The 19,121-nt window shown below is 48.9% G+C and carries 19 protein-coding genes and 3 riboswitches; of the genes, 3 read left to right on the forward strand and 16 right to left on the reverse strand.

All coding sequences use genetic code 11. From position 1 onward, the window contains the following. Positions 1-42: 42 nt before the first annotated feature. The gene (locus BBR47_RS18820; RefSeq protein ID WP_015892016.1) at positions 43-1,212 is read left to right on the forward strand and encodes a CapA family protein; all 1,170 of its coding nucleotides are present in this window, start codon (positions 43-45) and stop codon (positions 1,210-1,212) included. 62 nt (positions 1,213-1,274) lie between these two features. Here the strand turns inward: BBR47_RS18820 and BBR47_RS18825 are convergent, their stop codons facing one another. From BBR47_RS18825 to BBR47_RS18875, 12 genes are all read right to left on the reverse strand, one after another. Next, complete coding sequence (locus tag BBR47_RS18825) at positions 1,275-2,540, reverse strand: homoserine dehydrogenase (protein WP_015892017.1); 1,266 nt, start codon at positions 2,538-2,540, stop codon at positions 1,275-1,277. An 86-nt stretch (positions 2,541-2,626) separates the two neighbouring features. Beyond that, positions 2,627-2,740, reverse strand: a riboswitch (SAM riboswitch). Between the two features lie 65 nt (positions 2,741-2,805). Then, a riboswitch (SAM riboswitch) is annotated at positions 2,806-2,912 on the reverse strand. 94 nt (positions 2,913-3,006) lie between these two features. Further along, positions 3,007-3,141: a hypothetical protein gene (locus BBR47_RS31830; protein ID WP_256436197.1), complete on the reverse strand. Its 135-nt coding sequence runs from the start codon at positions 3,139-3,141 to the stop codon at positions 3,007-3,009. 160 nt (positions 3,142-3,301) lie between these two features. Next, a riboswitch (cobalamin riboswitch) is annotated at positions 3,302-3,508 on the reverse strand. A gap of 33 nt (positions 3,509-3,541) precedes the next feature. Further along, a complete protein-coding gene (locus tag BBR47_RS18830; protein ID WP_015892019.1) occupies positions 3,542-4,057 on the reverse strand; it encodes a DinB family protein in 516 nt (171 codons plus the stop codon). A gap of 17 nt (positions 4,058-4,074) precedes the next feature. Next, complete coding sequence (locus BBR47_RS18835) at positions 4,075-4,716, reverse strand: cyclase family protein (RefSeq protein WP_015892020.1); 642 nt, start codon at positions 4,714-4,716, stop codon at positions 4,075-4,077. Positions 4,717-4,737: 21 nt separating this feature from the next. Continuing rightward, on the reverse strand, positions 4,738-5,727 hold the full coding sequence (locus BBR47_RS18840; protein WP_015892021.1) for a Gfo/Idh/MocA family protein: 990 nt from the start codon (positions 5,725-5,727) through the stop codon (positions 4,738-4,740). A gap of 23 nt (positions 5,728-5,750) precedes the next feature. Further along, positions 5,751-7,250, reverse strand: a complete 1,500-nt coding sequence (zwf, locus tag BBR47_RS18845) for a glucose-6-phosphate dehydrogenase (RefSeq protein WP_015892022.1) — start codon at positions 7,248-7,250, stop codon at positions 5,751-5,753. 97 nt (positions 7,251-7,347) lie between these two features. Continuing rightward, entirely contained in the window at positions 7,348-7,968 is a 621-nt protein-coding gene (gene kynB / locus BBR47_RS18850; protein ID WP_015892023.1) for an arylformamidase, read from the reverse strand. A gap of 137 nt (positions 7,969-8,105) precedes the next feature. Next, positions 8,106-9,284, reverse strand: a complete 1,179-nt coding sequence (locus tag BBR47_RS18855) for an ATP-binding protein (RefSeq protein WP_015892024.1) — start codon at positions 9,282-9,284, stop codon at positions 8,106-8,108. Positions 9,285-9,468: 184 nt separating this feature from the next. Beyond that, entirely contained in the window at positions 9,469-9,993 is a 525-nt protein-coding gene (locus tag BBR47_RS18860; protein WP_015892025.1) for a phage tail protein, read from the reverse strand. A gap of 15 nt (positions 9,994-10,008) precedes the next feature. After that, the gene (locus BBR47_RS18865; protein ID WP_015892026.1) at positions 10,009-10,518 is read right to left on the reverse strand and encodes a phage tail protein; all 510 of its coding nucleotides are present in this window, start codon (positions 10,516-10,518) and stop codon (positions 10,009-10,011) included. Positions 10,519-10,545: 27 nt separating this feature from the next. Further along, complete coding sequence (locus tag BBR47_RS18870; RefSeq protein WP_015892027.1) at positions 10,546-11,061, reverse strand: phage tail protein; 516 nt, start codon at positions 11,059-11,061, stop codon at positions 10,546-10,548. A gap of 54 nt (positions 11,062-11,115) precedes the next feature. After that, the gene (locus BBR47_RS18875; protein WP_015892028.1) at positions 11,116-11,592 is read right to left on the reverse strand and encodes a GNAT family N-acetyltransferase; all 477 of its coding nucleotides are present in this window, start codon (positions 11,590-11,592) and stop codon (positions 11,116-11,118) included. A gap of 231 nt (positions 11,593-11,823) precedes the next feature. On the opposite strand from BBR47_RS18875, the gene BBR47_RS18880 reads away from it, so the two are divergent. Beyond that, on the forward strand, positions 11,824-12,141 hold the full coding sequence (locus tag BBR47_RS18880) for an ArsR/SmtB family transcription factor (RefSeq protein WP_015892029.1): 318 nt from the start codon (positions 11,824-11,826) through the stop codon (positions 12,139-12,141). Positions 12,142-12,238: 97 nt separating this feature from the next. Then, on the forward strand, positions 12,239-13,336 hold the full coding sequence (locus tag BBR47_RS18885; protein ID WP_015892030.1) for a saccharopine dehydrogenase: 1,098 nt from the start codon (positions 12,239-12,241) through the stop codon (positions 13,334-13,336). A gap of 28 nt (positions 13,337-13,364) precedes the next feature. On the opposite strand, the gene pyrE is transcribed toward BBR47_RS18885, so the two are convergent. From pyrE to BBR47_RS18905, 4 genes are read right to left on the reverse strand one after another with little or no spacing between them, the layout of a single operon-like run. Continuing rightward, on the reverse strand, positions 13,365-14,003 hold the full coding sequence (gene pyrE / locus BBR47_RS18890) for an orotate phosphoribosyltransferase (RefSeq protein ID WP_041749519.1): 639 nt from the start codon (positions 14,001-14,003) through the stop codon (positions 13,365-13,367). Positions 14,004-14,030: 27 nt separating this feature from the next. Further along, a complete protein-coding gene (gene pyrF / locus BBR47_RS18895; protein WP_015892032.1) occupies positions 14,031-14,768 on the reverse strand; it encodes an orotidine-5'-phosphate decarboxylase in 738 nt (245 codons plus the stop codon). A 15-nt stretch (positions 14,769-14,783) separates the two neighbouring features. After that, positions 14,784-17,996, reverse strand: coding sequence for a carbamoyl-phosphate synthase large subunit (gene carB, locus BBR47_RS18900; protein WP_015892033.1), 3,213 nt, complete (start codon positions 17,994-17,996; stop codon positions 14,784-14,786). Further along, complete coding sequence (locus BBR47_RS18905) at positions 17,980-19,077, reverse strand: carbamoyl phosphate synthase small subunit (RefSeq protein ID WP_015892034.1); 1,098 nt, start codon at positions 19,075-19,077, stop codon at positions 17,980-17,982. Before BBR47_RS18905 ends, carB begins: the two co-directional genes overlap by 17 nt. Positions 19,078-19,121 lie beyond the last annotated feature (44 nt).

The raw sequence follows: 19,121 nt of genomic DNA on the forward strand, positions 1-19,121 counted from the left end.
TCAAAATTCATTTATGTAAGGATAGAAAGACAAGGGGGAAAAATGAACGAGAACAGATCAAGCCGGATACATGCTCGGCGCAAACGCTCACGCAGAAAATGGGCACGTGTGGGAAAGAGCACGCTCCTCTTTAGCCTGTTGGCCATCTTCGTCGTCGGAACCTACTACTTATTTCAAACTGCCATGGATGGAGAACATGCCAACCCGAACACCCAGCCTGCTCCTGATGATACCGCGAACCAAAAGTCTTCCGTGCAGCTCACCTTTGTCGGTGACATCATGATGTCAGGAAACGTTGAGAAAACCTTACTTGCAAACAGCTATGACTACCCATACAAACATGTAAGCTCGCTCTTTTTGCAAGATGATATCACCATTGCCAATTTGGAGACGCCGATCACCGACACAGGTGTTGCTGCTCAAAACAAGGAGTATGTTTACAAGTCATCGCCACTTGCTGTTCCTGCCATGAAAAACGCTGGGATTGATGTGGTGAATCTGGCCAATAACCACTCCATGGACCAAGGCGTTCCGGGATTGCTGGATACCTTTGAAGCTTTGGACGAAAACCGTATAGAATACGTCGGTGCCGGTAAGGATGCAAGCCGTGCCTATTCACCTGTTTTCCTAGAAAAGAACGGCATCAAGATCGCGATTCTCGGCTTCAGCAGGGTCATTCCCGAAACGAGCTGGTTTGCAGGGAATTCCCAGCCAGGTATGGCCGCTTCCTATGATCCTACACTGGCAGTGAAAGCGATCCAGGATGCGAACAGCCAAGCGGATCTCGTGGTGGTGATTGCACACTGGGGCAAAGAACGCTCCGATTATCCTGTCGATCATCAAAAGGAGCTGTCTCGTGCCTACATCGATGCTGGTGCAGATTTGATTGTCGGCGGTCATCCCCACGTACTGCAAGGCTTTGAACGTTACAACGACAAATGGATTGCGTACAGTCTTGGCAATTTCATTTTCACACGTGCAAACGAACCCAAGACTTGGGAAACGATGGTCCTACAAGCAAACTGCTCCAAAAGTGGTGATTGTGAGCTAACGATGCTTCCATTTCATGCAGAATTAGGACAAGCTGTACCCATGAATGAAAGCAACGGCGCTGCCCTGTTAAAACGCATTGAATCCATTTCTGAGCAAGTCGACATACAAAGTGACGGACGTGTGCAGCCACATGCAAAGGCGGTGGAGACTGCCCCCTGATAAAAGAAGCCGTATTTCCAGATTCCTAGAAATACGGCTTTTCTTCTTATGATTCCTCTTACTTACGCAGATTCAAGAATAGGGAAGCAGCGCACTTCTAAGCCAAAATCATTTTTCAATAAGGACACTTGCTGTTCACTGATTCCCGTCACGATCAACCCTGCGCGCAAGACGCCTCCCAAATCGAATTGGACTTTTAGTTTATGCACGTTCACCCCGGCCTGCTGAAGGAAATACAAGACCCGATCTGGCGTCGCAGTATGACATGAGCCCTCCAGATAACATAGGACGTGTTCTGTCGAGTCCAACGTGCCTCCAGCTTTGTCAGCCGTTTTTTCTTTCCAGGTAGGATGCGGTGTGAATGGCTGTGTCAATAAATAGGCCAAATCTTCCACGACTGCACTTGCTGTAGGGAGCTCTCCTGCCCCTCTTCCTGTAAACAACAAGTCTCCCACGATGTTGCCGGATAGCTGGACAGCATTAAACGCATCGTGGATTTGCGCCAACGGATGGCTCAGCGGAAGCATGGTTGGTTCAACAGATAGGCGAATGCCTTTTTCGGCTTGATAAGCCTGCGCGATCAGCTTGATCCGGTACCCTAAGTCGCTTGCAATCCGAATGTGGCCTGCTGACAAATCTGCAATTCCTTTGCGAACAACATCCGCTAAAGGCAGCGATTCTCCATAAACAAGCTGTGCCAGGATATACAATTTATACATAGCATCAAAGCCTTCTACATCCGAACGAGGGTCTGCTTCCGCATAGCCCAGCTCCTGTGCTTGCTTGAGCACCTCCTGGTAGGAGAGCTGCTCTGCTTCCATTTTCGTCAAAATGAAGTTCGTTGTTCCGTTGAGAATACCACGAACGCCTTGGATATCGTTCGTACGTAGGAACTGCCGGAGCACACTCAAGATCGGGATACCCCCAGCCACACTCGCTTCATAGGCAAGATGCACTTGATGCTGATTTGCCAAATCGACTAGCTCTGTTCCTTTTTTCGCCAGGAGCTCTTTGTTGGCGGTTACCACATGGCAGCCCTTTTCGATCAAAGCACGTACGTAGTCATAGGTAGGTTCTACACCGCCCATGACCTCCACCACGATATCCACATCGCTTCTCAATACATCCTCAAAATCTGTCGTCAGTAAAGCCGGGTCGACATGAACCGCCCGCTCTTTTTCCGAGTCACGCACCAATGCCTTGACGATCTCAATTCGTTTTCCCAGACGAGAAGCCAGCTTCTCCTGTTGTGAACGGATCGTTTTGATTACGCCCCCACCCACTGTCCCCAATCCCAATAATCCCACGCGTACCACTTCTGCACTCATCCTGACCACCCCATACCCCGAATTTTAGATAAAAAGAAAAGCCATCTTCGATAAGAAGAAGGCTTGATAGCAGCTAATGCTCCCCCTCCTTATCTCCCAGGACACGTAAATGTCCTGCAGGAATTGGCACCTTGTCACAAAATATACGTGACGGTTGCCGGGCTTCATCGGGCCAGTCCCTCCACCTCTCTGGATAAAGAAAATATGAAATTAAAAAAACCTTCTTCGCTAAGAAGAAGGTTCATCTACTAATAGAGTAACCCGCTTCTTATCTTTCGAGACGAAACGTCTCGCAGGAATTGGCACCTTGTTGCAATATGCAACGGTTGCCGGGCTTCATCGGGCCAGACCCTCCACCTCTCTGGATAAGAACCATTTATGCTGTTAGGCTTTATTCTAAGAAATTCCAAGGCAAGCGTCAACAAAATTCTTTCTTTTCTGATTGCAAGCTGATTTGGCAAGGATTTCAGTTGTGGGTGAACAGGCTTTCTACCTCTTCCATACTGCAGCAAGCACAATGAAACACGCCCTCCTGGCATTCCTCAGGCTGCTCTTTTTCCTCAACATATCCGCACCATTGGCAAATAAAAAGTTGTATCATTGCTCGCCCTCCTCTTCTATTATTCTGCCCAAAATAAAAAGAGCATTTTCCGTTCGACCGTGACGATCGTTAGAAAATGCCAGAAAAGGAGGGGCATACTTGTCCACTCGCTGTTTTTTTCGCAAGCCATCTCTAACACCTCCCTATCTCCCGTAGGTCTATCAGTGTTGTCGAAACAGGCAGGTCTCCTGACTATGGGTTCATCGCCTAGCGTCGCCTTCCCCGTCTATTTTGATAGACCAGTGGCTTTTTGGACGCTGACTCCCCTCTTACAGTGGCGGGACCGTGTCGGATTTGCACCGAGCTTCCCTATTATCCTTGTGGCGAGTTGGTTACGCTCTAAGGAACCTGTTTCCACCTATGAAATTGTCTATTTTCACTGCTACCTTCAGATTTTACCTTACCCCAAATACCGCTCTTTCAAAATGCGAGTGTGATGAGCTTCATGTCCAACAATCACATAGGCCAATGTCCTTGCAGATAGCTTGTTTCCGTTGGCAAGTCCTGTACGCAACCACGCTTCTGGAGAGATTCCTCGCACCAAAGCGATGGTGGAAGCACGGACAGCCTTATACTCTTCCAGTAAATCAGACAGGTCTCTTAGCTGAAAACACCCGTGTTCAACAAAAGCATTCTCATCAAAACCGACGAGGGGTGTCTGATCTCCTCTCGCGATTCTCAGCAAGCGATAGCTCATGATGCGTTCTGCATCGATGAGATGACCCAACACCTCTTTAACCGTCCATTTGCCTGGCGCATACCGATAATCAATTTGCTCGGGGGCAAGGGACGAAAATAATGCGACGATCCTCTCTCCTTGCTGCGTGAGGATCGTTTGGAGCTCCCCCTCCGGTACAAGACCCATGTAATAGTCAAAATAAGCAGCGTATTCATCGCGCTCTGGTCGTCTGAGCATATGTTTCCCACTCCTCGTCATTCAGTTTCAATAGACAAGTTACTATGTAAACCTTCAAACAATAGGACCCTTGCCGGGGCTGCATCCGTGCCGACCAGCTTGAGTGGTGCAGCTACCAGAAAATACTCGCCTGGCGGGACCTCTGCTAGCCGCAAGCCTTCCACGACAATGACTCCCGCTGCAAACAATTTTTTATGGGTGGGGTGACCTTCCTGGCTGCGTTCGATTCCAAGTGCATCGGTACCAATGCCACGCACCCCTAGCTCACTTACATATTCCGCACCCTCTTCAGACAGAAAGATAAATTCAAAGGAGAACGCCTCTTCAAAAGAGTTTTTCGTTTTAAACAGGACAAAATCTCCTCGCTCAAGATCGAAGCTCTCCAAGTCAGCGCGAGTGATCCTGTCCTCGACCGCTGTGAGATCAAGAACTTTACACTTGCCCACTAGCTTCTCCAAGGAAATACTCTCAAATGTATCACCAGCATTCACCATATGCAGGGGAGCATCCACATGGGTACCTGTGTGGAGGTCCATGTCGATTCTCGATTCTGTTACATAACCGTTGGTAGCGGTACGTATTTTCGGCTGCTTTTCCGGCTTGTTTTTATACACCGTCATTCCTTCGTACACGATGGCGGTTACATCATACATTTTCATCCCAAACGCCCTCCCTTTTGCCTACTGGTTTTTTCGATCCGCTGGAAAAACAATCCCCATCTGCCTTCTCGCTTCATCCATGACCTGCATGGCCATTTTGGAAACTTCATGCGAATTCGTTGCAGATTGTCTGGCCCCGATCTTCGCCAAGTGTAGAAATTCTCTTATTTCATAATGCATGGTCTTCGGGGTCTGCGGCCTTGCTACTTGCTCGATTCGTCCGTCCCTGTAGCGAATGTCCACTTCTTTGAGATGGTTGATTCGATCGATCACCATCGTAGCGTCCTCCCCTTGAATTTCTGCTGGCTGATAGGAGGTCGTAATTTTCGAGAAGCTAATGATGGCATCCATCTCTCGATACTTCAACAACATACTGCCTTCTCCGTCCACTCCAGAATCAAGCACGATTCCTTCTGCTTTGATCACGTCTGGTCTGCCAAAAAGGATGAGTAACGGATAAAGACAATAAATACCGATGTCCATCAAGGCTCCGTTTGAAAAAGCAGGATCAAAAGCACGTAAAACCTTCCCTTCGCGGTAGGCGTCATAGCGGGAAGAATATTGGCAATTGCTAGCAATAAAACGTCGTACTTTTCCCAGCTTGTGCAGGTTGTCTTGTATCGCAAAAAAATTCGGCAACAGTGTAGATTTGACAGCCTCCATGAGCAGCACGTCATTTCTTTTCGCTGCCTGGATCATTTCTTCTACCTCAATCGCATTAGAAGCCAGTGGCTTTTCACACAATACGTGCAGCCCCGCTTCCATGCACTGGATCGCTTGTTCCGCGTGGCAGGAGTTGGGGCTCGCAATATAGACCGCGTCCAAATTTTTGCTTGTAACCATTTCTTCTAGGCTGCTATAGGCGAATGGAGCATGGTACTTGTCAGCGATTTCCTTGGCGCGTTCGATCGTACGTGAATAAACAGCCTGAAGAGAAAATCCTTCTACTTCTTGACCAGCCTGGATAAATTCCTCGGTGATCCAGTTCGTTCCGATTACGCCAAATCGCATCTCATCCGCTCCCTTTTCTTTTTCTATCTGGTTGCAGTAACTGGCAGTCGTTCTTCGGCCTTATCCAGCCACCACACGAATCCGTCTGCTGCAAGCAATTGCTCTGCGGCCTTCGGTCCGAATGAGCCTGCTTCGTACGTAAAGAGCGGCACCAAATTTTCAGCGAAGGCTTCCAAAATCGGTGTCACCCACTCCCACGACAGCCGGACCTCATCCCAATGCGCAAAGTAAGTGGAATCCCCCCGGAGTGCATCGAACAAGAGCAGCTCGTACGCTTCTGGCACGTCTTTTGTCCCTGAACTGAAATCTACCGTCACCGGCTCAATCTTACCGCTATTTGTCGGATTCTTACTATTTACCTGCAAAGCAATACCTTCATTTGGATTCACACTGATGATCAACAAATTAGGCGATGGCGTTTCATTTTGCTCCTGATATAGCTTTTCGTGCGGATTTTTGAACTCAATGACGATCCTGGTTGATTTCTCTTGCAGTCTTTTTCCCGTGCGAATATAAAAAGGTACCCCTTCCCAAAACGGGTCATCAATCCAGACACGCGTGGCAATATACGTTTCTGTCAGGGAAACGGGATCGACACCAGGCTCGTCCCTGTAGCCAGCTACAGGCGTTCCTTGAATATGACCTGCGCTATACTGACCGCGAATCACGTGGGTCCCGACTTCTTCTTTCTTCATCGGGCGCACGGCTGCCATCACCTTGCGTTTTTCTTCGCGGATATGAGCAGATGTGATTCGCTTCGGAAGCTGCATGGCGATAATCATCAGCATTTGCAGCATGTGATTTTGGAGCATGTCCCGCAGTGCTCCGGCTGGCTCGTAATATCCAGCCCGGTCCTCGACGCCGACCGTTTCATTCGCCGTAATTTGTACGTTGGCGATGTATTGATTGTTCCAGAGAGCCTGGAAAACCGGGTTCGCGAATTCGAGAGCTTCGAGGTTTTGCACCATCGGTTTCCCCAAGTAATGATCAATGCGATATATCTCTTCTTCTGAAAATGCTTTTCCCAGCTTTTCATTCAATTCTTTCGCGGATTGCAAATCATGCCCAAACGGTTTTTCGATGATCAGACGCTTCCAGCCTGTCGTTGAACCCAGTCCGCTGTCTTTGACATTGGTTGCAATTCCCTCGAAAAATTGAGGGGCCACTGACAAGTAAAACATCCGGTTTTGCGGAATCTGCAACTCTTGCTCTCTTTGCAGGACCAAATCATGTAACGTTACATAAGCACGCGGTTCCATGACATCTACTTCCGCATAGCGACAAGCAGACAAGAAAACATCTAGCTCGCGGGAATCAATCTGGGCGCGACGGGAAAATTCATGGACAGACTGGCGAACAGATTCCTGAAATTCGTCATCAGACCAGGCCCTTCTCCCCACACCAATAATCGAAAAGGCAGCAGGCAACTTTTGATCTACAAATAAGGTAAAGAGCGCAGGGAAAATTTTGCGTTTGGCTAAATCTCCTGTCGCACCAAAAAGGACAAAGGTCATCGCTTCCATCTACTTTTTCATTCCCTTCATACGTACGCCGTGATGATGGTTTTTGTGGTTACCCTGTTATTATTCGAGAAAATCACTGCTTTATCAATATGCAGCGTTACGAACGTCGCAAGATTGCACGTACCGGACTTCCATCTGCTTCTACTAAAGGAAGCGGCAGTGCGATCAATTCATAATCACCCGGTTCCACATGATCGAGGAGAAGCCCCTCCAAAATATGAATATCATGCTGGTGAAGTCCATGATGAGCAGCCAGTTCCTTGCTGTCCAACGGATCGACAGATGGGACATCTACTCCGATCAGCCGAATGCCCTTTTTGGCAAAGAACGCTGGCAAGTCCGCTCGCAGATGACAGATCGTTGACGGAAACTGATTGGGGTCGCTCCATGATAATGTTTTGAGCAGCAAGCGTTCCACCCCCTCCAGATCAATCTGGGCAAAATCTTCTGGACCAATGCTGGAGTGTCCAGTAAGCTCTACCACTCTCGCCTCTCCGATGTACAAGTCTAGAGGTAATTCAGCTATTTTGCGGCCATCATCATCGAAGTGAAATGGAGCATCCACATGAGTACCTGTGTGAATACTCATGGTTACTTTGCCGACATTGACTGAGCCACTCTCCGCTTTGGGCCAGTTTACGACATAGTGAAAGGGAGTGTCCCCTGGCCAGGTCGGCATACCTGCCATGAACGGACGGGATATATCTATTATTTTCATCGCGTAACCTCCACCTTCCAGCAACTGTTCAAGCCTATACTCAGCGTACAAAAAAGACTGTATTGAGTCAATATTCTAACATTTGTACCAAAAAAAGACTGCAGCTTGATAGCGTGCCGACAGTCTTTTCGTTGATTTCAGATTCTACTGTGGAGAGACAGGTAATCCCACACTTCATCATAAATTCCGTTATCATCCACTTGTTTCAAATGTTCTTTCAAAGTCCTCAACCACTCAATGGTTGTTGGATACGTAGCTGCAATGGCCTCCCGTAGATCGCTCATTTGAATGGGGCGGTCGACCCCTTTTGTTACGACATCATGCCATACCTGCTCCGTCGCGAGCTCCACTACATACTCGATGTCTGCCCCCGAATAAAACTCCGTCCATCCTGCTAACTGCTCATAATTTAGTATCTCAGTGGGACGGCCCTCCAGTTTTAGGCGAAAAATATCCTCCCGTGCTTGCCGATCTGGCGGTCCGACAAAAATCCAGTGATCAAAGCCGGCCGCTCGGAGCATGGATGGCTCCAATTCCCACGGGACGTTGGTTGCACCCATCAGGACGAATCGTTCGTTGTACTCGCCTACCTCCGCTATCTGCTGAAGCCATTTGGAATCGATCCCCTGTCTAGGATAGGAGTTCGCATGCTCTTCGTAATGGCTGGAAGCCTCCAGTTCATCTAAAAAAAACAGAAAAGGTTTATTGGCAGGGGCTGTTGCCAGTAAGTCATGGATGTTGAACTGCCTGTTCGACGGCGTATACATACTTCGACCGCCTGTGTTCGCCATGGAGAAAAAATGAGCCTGGCATTCTTCTGAGGTTGCTTTTGCCAGCAAAGATTTTCCACACCCCGATGGGCCGTAAAGTAAGATGGTACTTTTCTTTTGAGGCAACCGTTGCGAAATAGGCTGTAGGAGTCTTTGAAAGATTGCCTCTTTTACTCGTCCAAGCCCGCCGACCATTCCAAAGCCCGCCGTTTTCTCAACGAGTTGTACCGATTTCGTGGTGGTCTTCCCTTTTCCCCCTTCAATGACGCGTATCTTAGGTGAAAACATCGTAGTGTATGTAGAGGAATCCTTCTGATTGATCCCTTTTAACGTCCGCGAATAGGGGGATTCTTTTTGTAGCTTGTTGAGCTCGATCACAATTTTTTCCTTCATCGCTTCATTACCATAGGCAAGGGCCTGCGTAAATGCCTGTAAAGCCTCCGTACGATCCCCCTGCTCAGCATGCTCTAACCCTAACAACAGCCATACTGGTGCATTGCGTTGATCGCTCGTCAACATGCTTTTCAGTATTTCTATCTTCGTCATCTGCTTCATCCTCTGCGATCGTTTAAGCTTCAAGCGATCGTTTAGTATCACGGACATATCCATTATAATGCATACGTCTCGCAAGAAGAATACGAAAAATAGGAAAAGATGGAAGAAGGGCTGTGACCGTCACACGAAAAAGACGCCTCCAGCTGCACAGCATTGGGCGTCCAAAATTCAGTCTCTATCCTTTCGCCGGATAAACTCCGCCTTCCACACAAATGATGAACGAGAGTCCGAGATAAGGTTGCATATTATTATGAGGCTGAGTCCCGCCTGTGGTTCCAATTGCTTGCGGGCTAAGCTGTGTCCCATCACTCGTGTTGGAGTAAGGAATGATACCTCCCCGGCCACCAGTGGATGACCATTTTGCCCCTGTTGGCGTATCCCCTGTAGGAGTTGAGCACGCATTGGGAACATGCGTATGCGCCGGAATTTCGTTTTGTAGCAGTGTTATCTTGGCTGCGCCATCTGTCTGACCTGCCGTACGCGGTGTCAATCCAGGTCCTTCCCCCTGGTTCATCGGGGCTGTGCCTCTTAAATTGGGAAGCGCAAATGTGGTCTTGCCATCTCCGCCATACTTTGTTCCCAATATCGAATACAAAGCAGGATTGGAAGAGACTGCAATCAATTGTCCATCACAAAAAGCCCAGTCCTTCGGCGGGAAGCTGCCAGCGAAGATACGAATTTCTCCAATATACGGATCCATATGATAGTGCCTCCTCTAGTTTCTTGGCGGGTAAATCCCTTGAATCGCGATGCAAAAATTCCCGACCAAATACGGCTGCATATTCGTATGAGGTGCACTGTTTCCTACTGTTTGCAACGCACTCTCACTCATCGTCGTATCAGGGGTTGTCCCATAGGTTGTGGTGGATGCTTGTGCCCAGTAGTTCCCAGCGCTAATTTTTTCACTGGCAGTTGCATTCGAGCCGGTCGCCGAATGGGTATGGGCGGGTATCTCGCTTGTCGTAAGTATATGACTTTCTTCACCGGCTGACAGACCACGCGTAACGATGGGGCGATCCTGTTGATTGTTTACATGAACGGGGACACGCCCTCTTAAATCTGGCAAAACAAACGTGGTTTTCCCATCCCCACCATAAGCAGTTCCTAACAAGGAATACAGTGCCTGATTTGTATTGATAGGCAACACCGCTCCATTACACAAAGCCCAACCCTTTGGCGCAAATGGAAAGGGAAAAAATCGAATTTCTCCAAGAAATGGTTCCACGTAAAATCCTCCTGTTCGATTGGAATGTTAATTTTGTTGAGGATAGATCCCATACAGGGCAATGATGAAATTAATAACCGTAAACGGCATCAGGTTACTGTGTGGTTGATTTCCACCTACAGTACTCAAGCTGGACGCGTTCATCAATCCATCAGGTGCATTTGTTGAATATAGCTGCGAATTCTTTGCCCATACAGCATTGGTGGGGCTATTCTGCGTTCCTGGCTGCGATGATGCATGGACCGTATGTGTATGCGCGGGCAATTGTGGGGCGTTTAAGGTGACTGATTCTACACCATTTTTTTCACCTATCACGAAGGTAGTTCCTGTGCTCGGATTTTTCCCTTGATGGAGCGGGATACGCCCTCGTAAATCAGGCAACGCAAAAGTCGTTTGTCCATCCCCGCCATATGTGAATCCAATCAAACTAAACAGCGTGTCGTTTTCAGAAATAGATAAGATCTGTCCATTGCATAATGCCCATCCTTGTGGTGCATAATCTCCTCCAAACATCCTAATTTCTCCAAGAAATGGCTCTGCCATGTTGCTTCCTCCTTATGTAAAGTGGTTATTTCCTTTGTCAAACGAACTGTTTGGTCATTTTTGCAGAAGTGGCTGCCATTCCATTTGGATATACAGCCCCCTTGAATCTGTCACGATGAAATGAAGTCGTTCATATAATCGAAAGGCAGGATTCCCCTGTAAAACATGTAAACGGATCGGTAATTGGACAGCTTCAGCCTCTTTTTGCAAATCGCCAATAATGCCAGAACCAACACCCTGTCCCCGATAAGCAGGTAGCAAAGAAATATCAACAAGATGCAGTGCTTCCCCGCTCGCATCCGTGATCAAACGACCGATAGGCTGCCCGGATCGCAGAATGATTTGATGATTTTGAGCGGGAAATTGCATTTGGTAAGATTTCTGCTGCATGATAAACTGCGACTGTAAAAAAGCAAGCTTGTCCGACTCACTCCAACCCCAAAGTGCCATTTCTTCGGTTCTCGTAGAACAGTACAATTCCCAAATAAATGATTCGTCTTGCTCATATTCAAAAGGTCTGGTATGTACCATAATCCTCCTTGTAGTAATCGTTGTACTTTTCTGAAATCCTTCCTGATTAAATAGCAATCATCAATCATGATATCATTATCCAAATTCTTTCTAACACTAACTAAAGTTAGCTCTTTTACATGAAAAACGCTTCGTCCCGAAAAAGAGAAGAAGCGTTTTTATCGCTTGCAAAAATAAGGAAGAACTCATATACTTTGGTTTAAATGATTAAGTTTATTAACGGAGTGTGCAATGACGAATCCAACCTGCAATGAAAAAGCGACGCAAATATTTATGGAGTTAAGTCCATACTTCCAAGGCTTGGGTGATCCGATTCGGCAGCAAATCGTAGCTCTTCTCATCGACAAGGAAAGCATGAACGTAACACAAATTGCCGAACATATTCCCATGTCTAGACCTACGGTGTCTCATCACTTGAAAATATTAAAACAAGCGGGCCTAGTAAACGTTCAAAAGAAGGGAACGGAGATGTTTTATCGGCTTGAATTTACAGAGGCGATCCGTCTTTTTAAGCAATTGGTGACTTTCGTCGAAGAAGAGTGCAACTGAATAGGACGTCACGAGAAGGGACAGTGTGTCCCTGTTTTTCACAGCTATCCGTTAATAAACTTAAACGAATAAACATTTAATCAAAGGAGAAATCGTCATGAATCCCACCAAAGTTTTAATTGTCGGCGGCTACGGAACGGTTGGGAGCCAAATTGCCAAGATCCTGCACGATCGCCACCCTACTCTCGAATTATTGCTGGGAGGAAGGTCTGCCGGAAAACCTTTGCCTTTTGCGTCCACGAGGCTAAAGCCTTTTCTCTTGGACATCTCCAAATCTGATCCTCTCGCCCATGCTCCAGATGATTTGGCCTTGATTATCAGTGCAGTAAATGATCCAGATGACAAACTGTTGCTTGCTGCGGTTCGCCGACAGATCCCTTTGATTGACGTCACGCGTTGGACAGAGCGATTTACACGGTCAATCGACCGATTGAAGAAGGAGAACATGGGCTCTCCAGTTATACTCGCCTCAGGATGGATGGGGGGAACTGTAGCCCTTCTTGCAAGCATACATACCTCTTCCCTGCAAGATGTCCGGATTCATCTTCACGCACTTTATTCTCTTCAAGACAAAGCAGGTCCAGATTCCACCGACTATATGGATCGTATGACGATCCCTTTTACTGTCACCACCCCCACTGGCGTAAAAGAAGTGACACCCATGTCAGATCCGGTACCCGTGACCTTTCCGAATGGGTTTCATACGAAATGCTATCGTCTTGACACACCGGATCACATGACGCTCGTGAAAGCCCCAAACGTAACTGCCGCTGATTTTCGGATCGCCTTTGACAATAAACTGTCTACTTTTGCCCTCGTTTTATTGGTAAAAAGCCGGATATGGGACATGCTTGGCAAAAGCACACGTCAAAAAATACTGTACAATCCGGGTGCAGGGTCACCTCACCATGTTGTCATCCAAATAAATGGGCGCAATGAGCATGGCATGAACGTGAAACGCCAAGTCGAGATCACTGATCCGAAAGGGCAGACTCACCTGACCGCTTTGGGAGCTGCCATTTTTGCACAACCAGTCCTTCGGCAAAGCGAAAACGAAACGGTTACGCCCGGTGTTCTTTTTCCAGAGGATTTGAGGCATCTCGAAATGTCTGCCGAGGATATCCTCCAGTTCTATCGATCCGAAGGGGTCCAGATTACGATCCATGACGAAACAAAAAAGAGTAGGACGGTTTGACCCCGCCCTACTCTTCATCATGTCTCCCTTATTCAAAAAAAGTACGCGGGGATTTCAGCCATTCGCCCAATACTTTTTCCTGTTCGCTAGTAATAACCCCTTGCTCTGAAGCTACTTCCAAAAGCGCTATATAATTCGAAATGGTGGAGCAAGGAATGCCTGCTTCCTCAAACAAGGCTTGGGCATCCGGGAATTGATAGCTGAAAATGGCTACGACCCCCAGTACCTCTCCACCCTCTGCCTGTACCGCTTGCGCCGCTTTCAAGGAGCTGCCTCCTGTGGAAATCAGGTCTTCAATCACGACGACCTTTTGACCAGCCGCCAATGCGCCCTCAATCTGATTTTGGCGACCGTGGCCTTTTGCCTTGTCCCGTACGTAGATCATAGGCAGATCAAGCAGCTCTGCTACCCATGCAGCATGTGGAATACCAGCAGTCGCTGTCCCCGCCACGACTTGCGCATCTGGGTACTGCTCCTTGATCAAATCGGCAAATGCTTTCGCAACGGCACGACGCACATGCGGATAAGACATCGTGATCCGATTGTCGCAGTAGATTGGGGATTTAATCCCGGACGTCCATGTAAAAGGTTGCTCCGGACGCAGATGAACTGCCCCGATTTCGAGAAGATTCGCTGCAATTTGTTTAGCGGTTGTCATTGTCGTCATTTCACTTATTCCCTCCAGCTGGCTACTTTACGAACGATCTTTTTCCACTGCTGCGACGATACTTTGCCATACCCCTACCGGATCTTTAGCACCCGTAATGGCGCGTCCGATCACGAGGTAATCACTACCCAAGCGGAATGCCTGTTCTGGCGTCGTGATACGCGTCTGATCACCTTGATCTGCTCCCAGTGGGCGAATTCCTGGCGTTACGGTTACAAAGGCGTCTCCGGCAGCTTTTTTGATCATCGGTACTTCTAGTGGAGAAGCAACGACCCCATCCAAACCTGCTTGCTTGGTCATCCGTGCATAGTGCACGACAACATCTTCTACCGCACCTGGTATTGCCAATTCTTGATTCATCGTTTGCAAACCAGTGGATGTCAGCATCGTTACACCGATCAGGAGGGGACGAGCAGCACCTGCCGCTGTCCCTTGCTCCAAGCCTTCTCTCGCTGCCGCCATCATAGCTACGCCGCCTGCCGCATGAACGTTTACCATGTCTGCTCCCAGTCGCGCTAGGCTTCTCATCGCGCCTTTTGCTGTATTGGGAATATCATGAACCTTCAAGTCGAGGAACACGTTGAGTCCTTTTTCCTTCAAGAAGGAAACGATCGCTGGCCCTTCTGCGTAAGCGAGCTCCATCCCTACTTTTACATAACGGATATGCCCCTGTAGCGGCTCGATGCACTTCTTGACTTCATCCAGTGTGGAAAAGTCGAGCGCAACAATCATGCGTTCGCGAATATCGGTTAGTTGTTGTTGCACGCTGCTCTCCCCTTTTTATACGGTTACTGCCACTTTGGCACCAGCACGCTGGGCTGGCATTGCTTCTGTAGAGAATGTGATCGTCTCCAGTACGTGCAGGAGAGCGGAAGCTGTATCGAGTGAAGTCAAGCATACGGCGCCGTTCTCGACCGCTTCCCGACGAATGCGGAAGCCGTCGCGTTGTGGCGTTTTGCCTTTTGTCAGTGTATTGAGTACGATGTTCGCTTCGCCTGTATGGATGACATCCAACAGATTTGGCGTGCCTTCTGACAATTTGCTTACGCGTGTGACTTGCAGTCCCGCTTGCTCCAAATAATCGGCTGTGCCTGCGGTTGCCATCAGCTTGAAGCCGAGGTGGCGGAAGCGTTTCACGATGTCCAGCGCTTCTTCCTTGTCTTTGTCAGCAACAGTCACGAGCAAGGTGCCTTGTGTCGGGATATTCATGCCTGCTGCGACCAAGCCTTTGTACAACGCTTTTGCCAAAGTGCTCTCGCGTCCCATGACTTCTCCGGTCGATTTCATTTCAGGGCCGAGCGTAATATCAACGCGGCGCAGCTTTGCGAAGGAGAAGACTGGTACTTTGACAGAAACCATCGACTCCTCTGGATGGTAGCCCGGTGTAAAGCCTTGTTCCATGATAGAGTGACCAAGGATCGCTTTCGTCGCGATGTTCGCCATTGGAATCCCCGTTACTTTGGAAAGGAATGGCACTGTACGGGACGAACGCGGATTGACCTCGATTACGTATGGGCGATCTTTATAGATGACGAACTGGATGTTGAGCAAGCCTTTGATTTGCAGGGCACGCGCCAGCTTCGTCGTCATGTCGATCAGCTCATCCTTAATCGCTTGGGACAAGGATTGCGGAGGATATACGGCGATAGAGTCGCCGGAGTGCACCCCTGCTCGTTCGATATGCTCCATGATGCCTGGGATCAGAACGTTTTCGCCGTCGCAGATCGCATCGACTTCCGCTTCTATTCCGACCATGTAACGGTCTACCAGTACAGGGTGATCAGGGTTTACCTTCACCGCTTTTTCCATGTACTCCAACAGTTCGGGCTGGTTGTAGACGATTTCCATCGCACGTCCGCCAAGTACGTAGGATGGGCGAACCAGGACCGGGAAGCCAAGACCCTCTGCCGCCACTACTGCCTGATCGACTGACGTAACCGTTTTGCCCGGTGGTTGGGCGATTTCCAGCTCGCGCAGCAGCGCTTCGAACTTCTCACGGTTTTCCGCCGCGTCGATGTTTTCCAGACTCGTACCCAAGATTTTGATTCCGCGTGCAGTCAGCTTGTCAGCCAGGTTGATCGCGGTTTGTCCGCCGAATTGTACGATGACACCCTCTGGTTTTTCTACATCGAGAATGTTCATGACGTCTTCGATGTACAGCGGCTCGAAGTACAGGCGATCAGAGGTGTTGAAGTCTGTGGAAACTGTCTCCGGGTTGTTATTGATGATCACTGCCTCATAGCCCGCTTCTCTCAATGCCCAGACGGCGTGAACCGTTGCGTAGTCAAACTCGATTCCTTGACCGATGCGGATTGGTCCGGAGCCCAGTACCACCACGCGTTTTTTGCCTGTCTCGATGCGCTCGTCTTCTACTTCATAAGCGGAGTAGTAGTACGGTGTTTGCGCCTCGAATTCTGCCGCGCAAGTATCTACCATTTTATATACAGGTACAAAGCCTTTTTCTTTGCGCATGGCGTGTACCGCTTCTTCTGTCTCACCGCACAGCTCAGCAATTTTGCGGTCAGTGAAGCCCATGCGTTTTGCTTCGTATAGCTTCTCGCTCGTCAAGCCTTTTGCCAGTTGTGCTTCAAAGGCAATCATTTTATGGATCTTGTGCAGGAAGAACAGATCGATCTTGGTCAGGCTGTGCAGTTGTTCGATCGTCCAGCCACGGCGCAGTGCTTCTGCCAGCAGGAAGAGGCGTTCGTCATCTGCGTGCACCAGACGTGCTTTCAGGTCGTCCTCGCTGATTTCGCCTGCTCCCTTAATCTCAATGTGATAGCTGCCGATTTCCAAGGAGCGGATGGCCTTCATGATCGATTCTTCAAAAGTCCGACCGATTGCCATTACTTCTCCAGTCGCTTTCATTTGCGTACCCAGCTTGCGATTGGCGGATTGGAACTTGTCAAACGGCCAACGTGGGATTTTGCTGACGATGTAGTCCAGTGTTGGCTCGAAGCATGCATATGTTTGCCCTGTCACCGGGTTTTTCAGTTCGTCCAACGTGTAGCCGATTGCGATTTTGGCTGCCATCTTTGCAATTGGGTAGCCTGTTGCCTTGGAAGCCAGTGCAGAAGAGCGGCTCACACGCGGGTTCACTTCGATCACGTAGTACTGGAAGCTGTGCGGGTCGAGTGCGTATTGTACGTTGCAGCCACCCTCGATACCGAGCGCCCGGATGATGTTTAGTGCCGATGTGCGCAGCATTTGATACTCGCGGTCAGCCAGTGTTTGGCTAGGCGCTACTACGATGGAGTCACCAGTATGCACACCGACTGGGTCGATGTTTTCCATGTTGCACACGACGATGCAGTTGTCGTTGGCATCGCGCATCACTTCGTACTCGATTTCTTTCATGCCGGCAATGCTTTTCTCGATCAAGCATTGTGTAATCGGGGAGTATTTCAATCCGCTTGCGACGATCTCGCGGAGGGTTTCTTCATCATCACAAATTCCGCCGCCTGTACCACCCAAGGTGTAGGCAGGACGAACGATGATGGGATAACCGATTTCGTTTGCAAAATCAACCGCTTCTTCTATCGTGCTCACGATGACTGATTCAGGTACTGGCTCGCCCAGTTCATTCATGAGGGAGCGGAACAGGTCGCGGTCTTCTGCTTGCTTGATCGATTCCAGCTTGGTTCCGAGCAGCTTTACATTTTCTTGCTCGAGAACGCCTGCTTCGGAGAGGGCAACAGCCATGTTCAAGCCTGTTTGACCGCCAAGTGTAGGAAGCAGTCCATCCGGCTTCTCTTGACGAATGACGCGCGCTACGAATTCAGGTGTGATTGGCTCGATATATACTTTGTCCGCCATGTTTGTATCAGTCATGATGGTCGCCGGGTTGGAGTTAATCAGAACTACCTCCATACCCTCTTCTTTTAACGCTTCGCATGCTTGCGTGCCTGCATAGTCAAATTCTGCAGCCTGCCCGATGACGATTGGTCCAGAGCCTATTACGAGGATTTTTTTCAGATTATCTTGTTTTGGCATGAGTTTTTTCCTCCTTAGCTGTTTCCATCATCGCAAGAAACTGGTCGAACAGGTAGCCGGAATCATACGGTCCTGGAGCTGCTTCTGGATGGTACTGTACTGAGAATGCATTCTTCGCGGCATGACGTACACCTTCGATGGTGCCATCATTCAGGGCGATATGTGTAACTTCCAGCTCCGTGCCTGCGAGCGAGTCTTCTTTTACTGCATAGCTGTGGTTCTGGGATGTGATATAGGTGCGTCCGGTTGGCAGCTCTTTTACTGGATGGTTGCCGCCACGGTGTCCGAATTTCATTTTCGTCGTGTCAGCGCCAGATGCCAGCGCGAACAGTTGGTGACCGAGGCAAATTCCGAACAGAGGATATTCACCCAAGATTTCGCGAATCATCTCTACAGCTTGCGGTACGTCCTTCGGGTCCCCAGGGCCATTGGATAAAAGTATCCCGTCCGGTTGAATGAGGCGAATCTCTTCTGCTGTTACATTGTAAGGTACAACGACTACGTCACAGTTGCGCTTGGTCAGCTCGCGCAAAATCCCGTGCTTGGCCCCGAAGTCTACCAGTACTACCCGATGCCCTGTACCTGGGCAGCTGAAGACGCTTTTCGTAGAAACGCGTGGTACTTGGTCTGTCATCAATGTCGTGCCGTTCAGGGCAGCAACCAATTCAGCCAACGGGGCTTCACTGGTGGTAATCATGCCCTTCATCGTGCCGTGGTAACGAATTTTTCTCGTCAGCATCCGGGTGTCGATTCCAGCAATGCCCGGAATTTCGTATGTTTTCAGCAGTTCATCGAGTGTGTTCGTATTGCGCCAGTTGCTCGGTGCCTCACAATGCTCGCGAACAACGAAGCCGTGAATGTATGGACGAACAGCTTCAAAGTCGTCTCGATTGATCCCGTAATTTCCGATTAGCGGGTATGTCATGGTGACGATCTGTCCGCAGTAGGATGGGTCGGACAAAACCTCCTGATAGCCAGTCAGCCCTGTATTGAAAACCACTTCCCCGTAAGACTCCTTTGTCGCTCCAAATGCCGTCCCGATAAATTCTGTTCCATCTTCCAAGATCAATCTTGCACGCATTTATGCTCCTCCTCCATTGTCGTGTAAAAACTTTTGTCTCGTCT

The sequence above is a fragment of the Brevibacillus brevis NBRC 100599 genome, assembly GCF_000010165.1.
GTDB classification, from domain to species: domain Bacteria; phylum Bacillota; class Bacilli; order Brevibacillales; family Brevibacillaceae; genus Brevibacillus; species Brevibacillus brevis_D.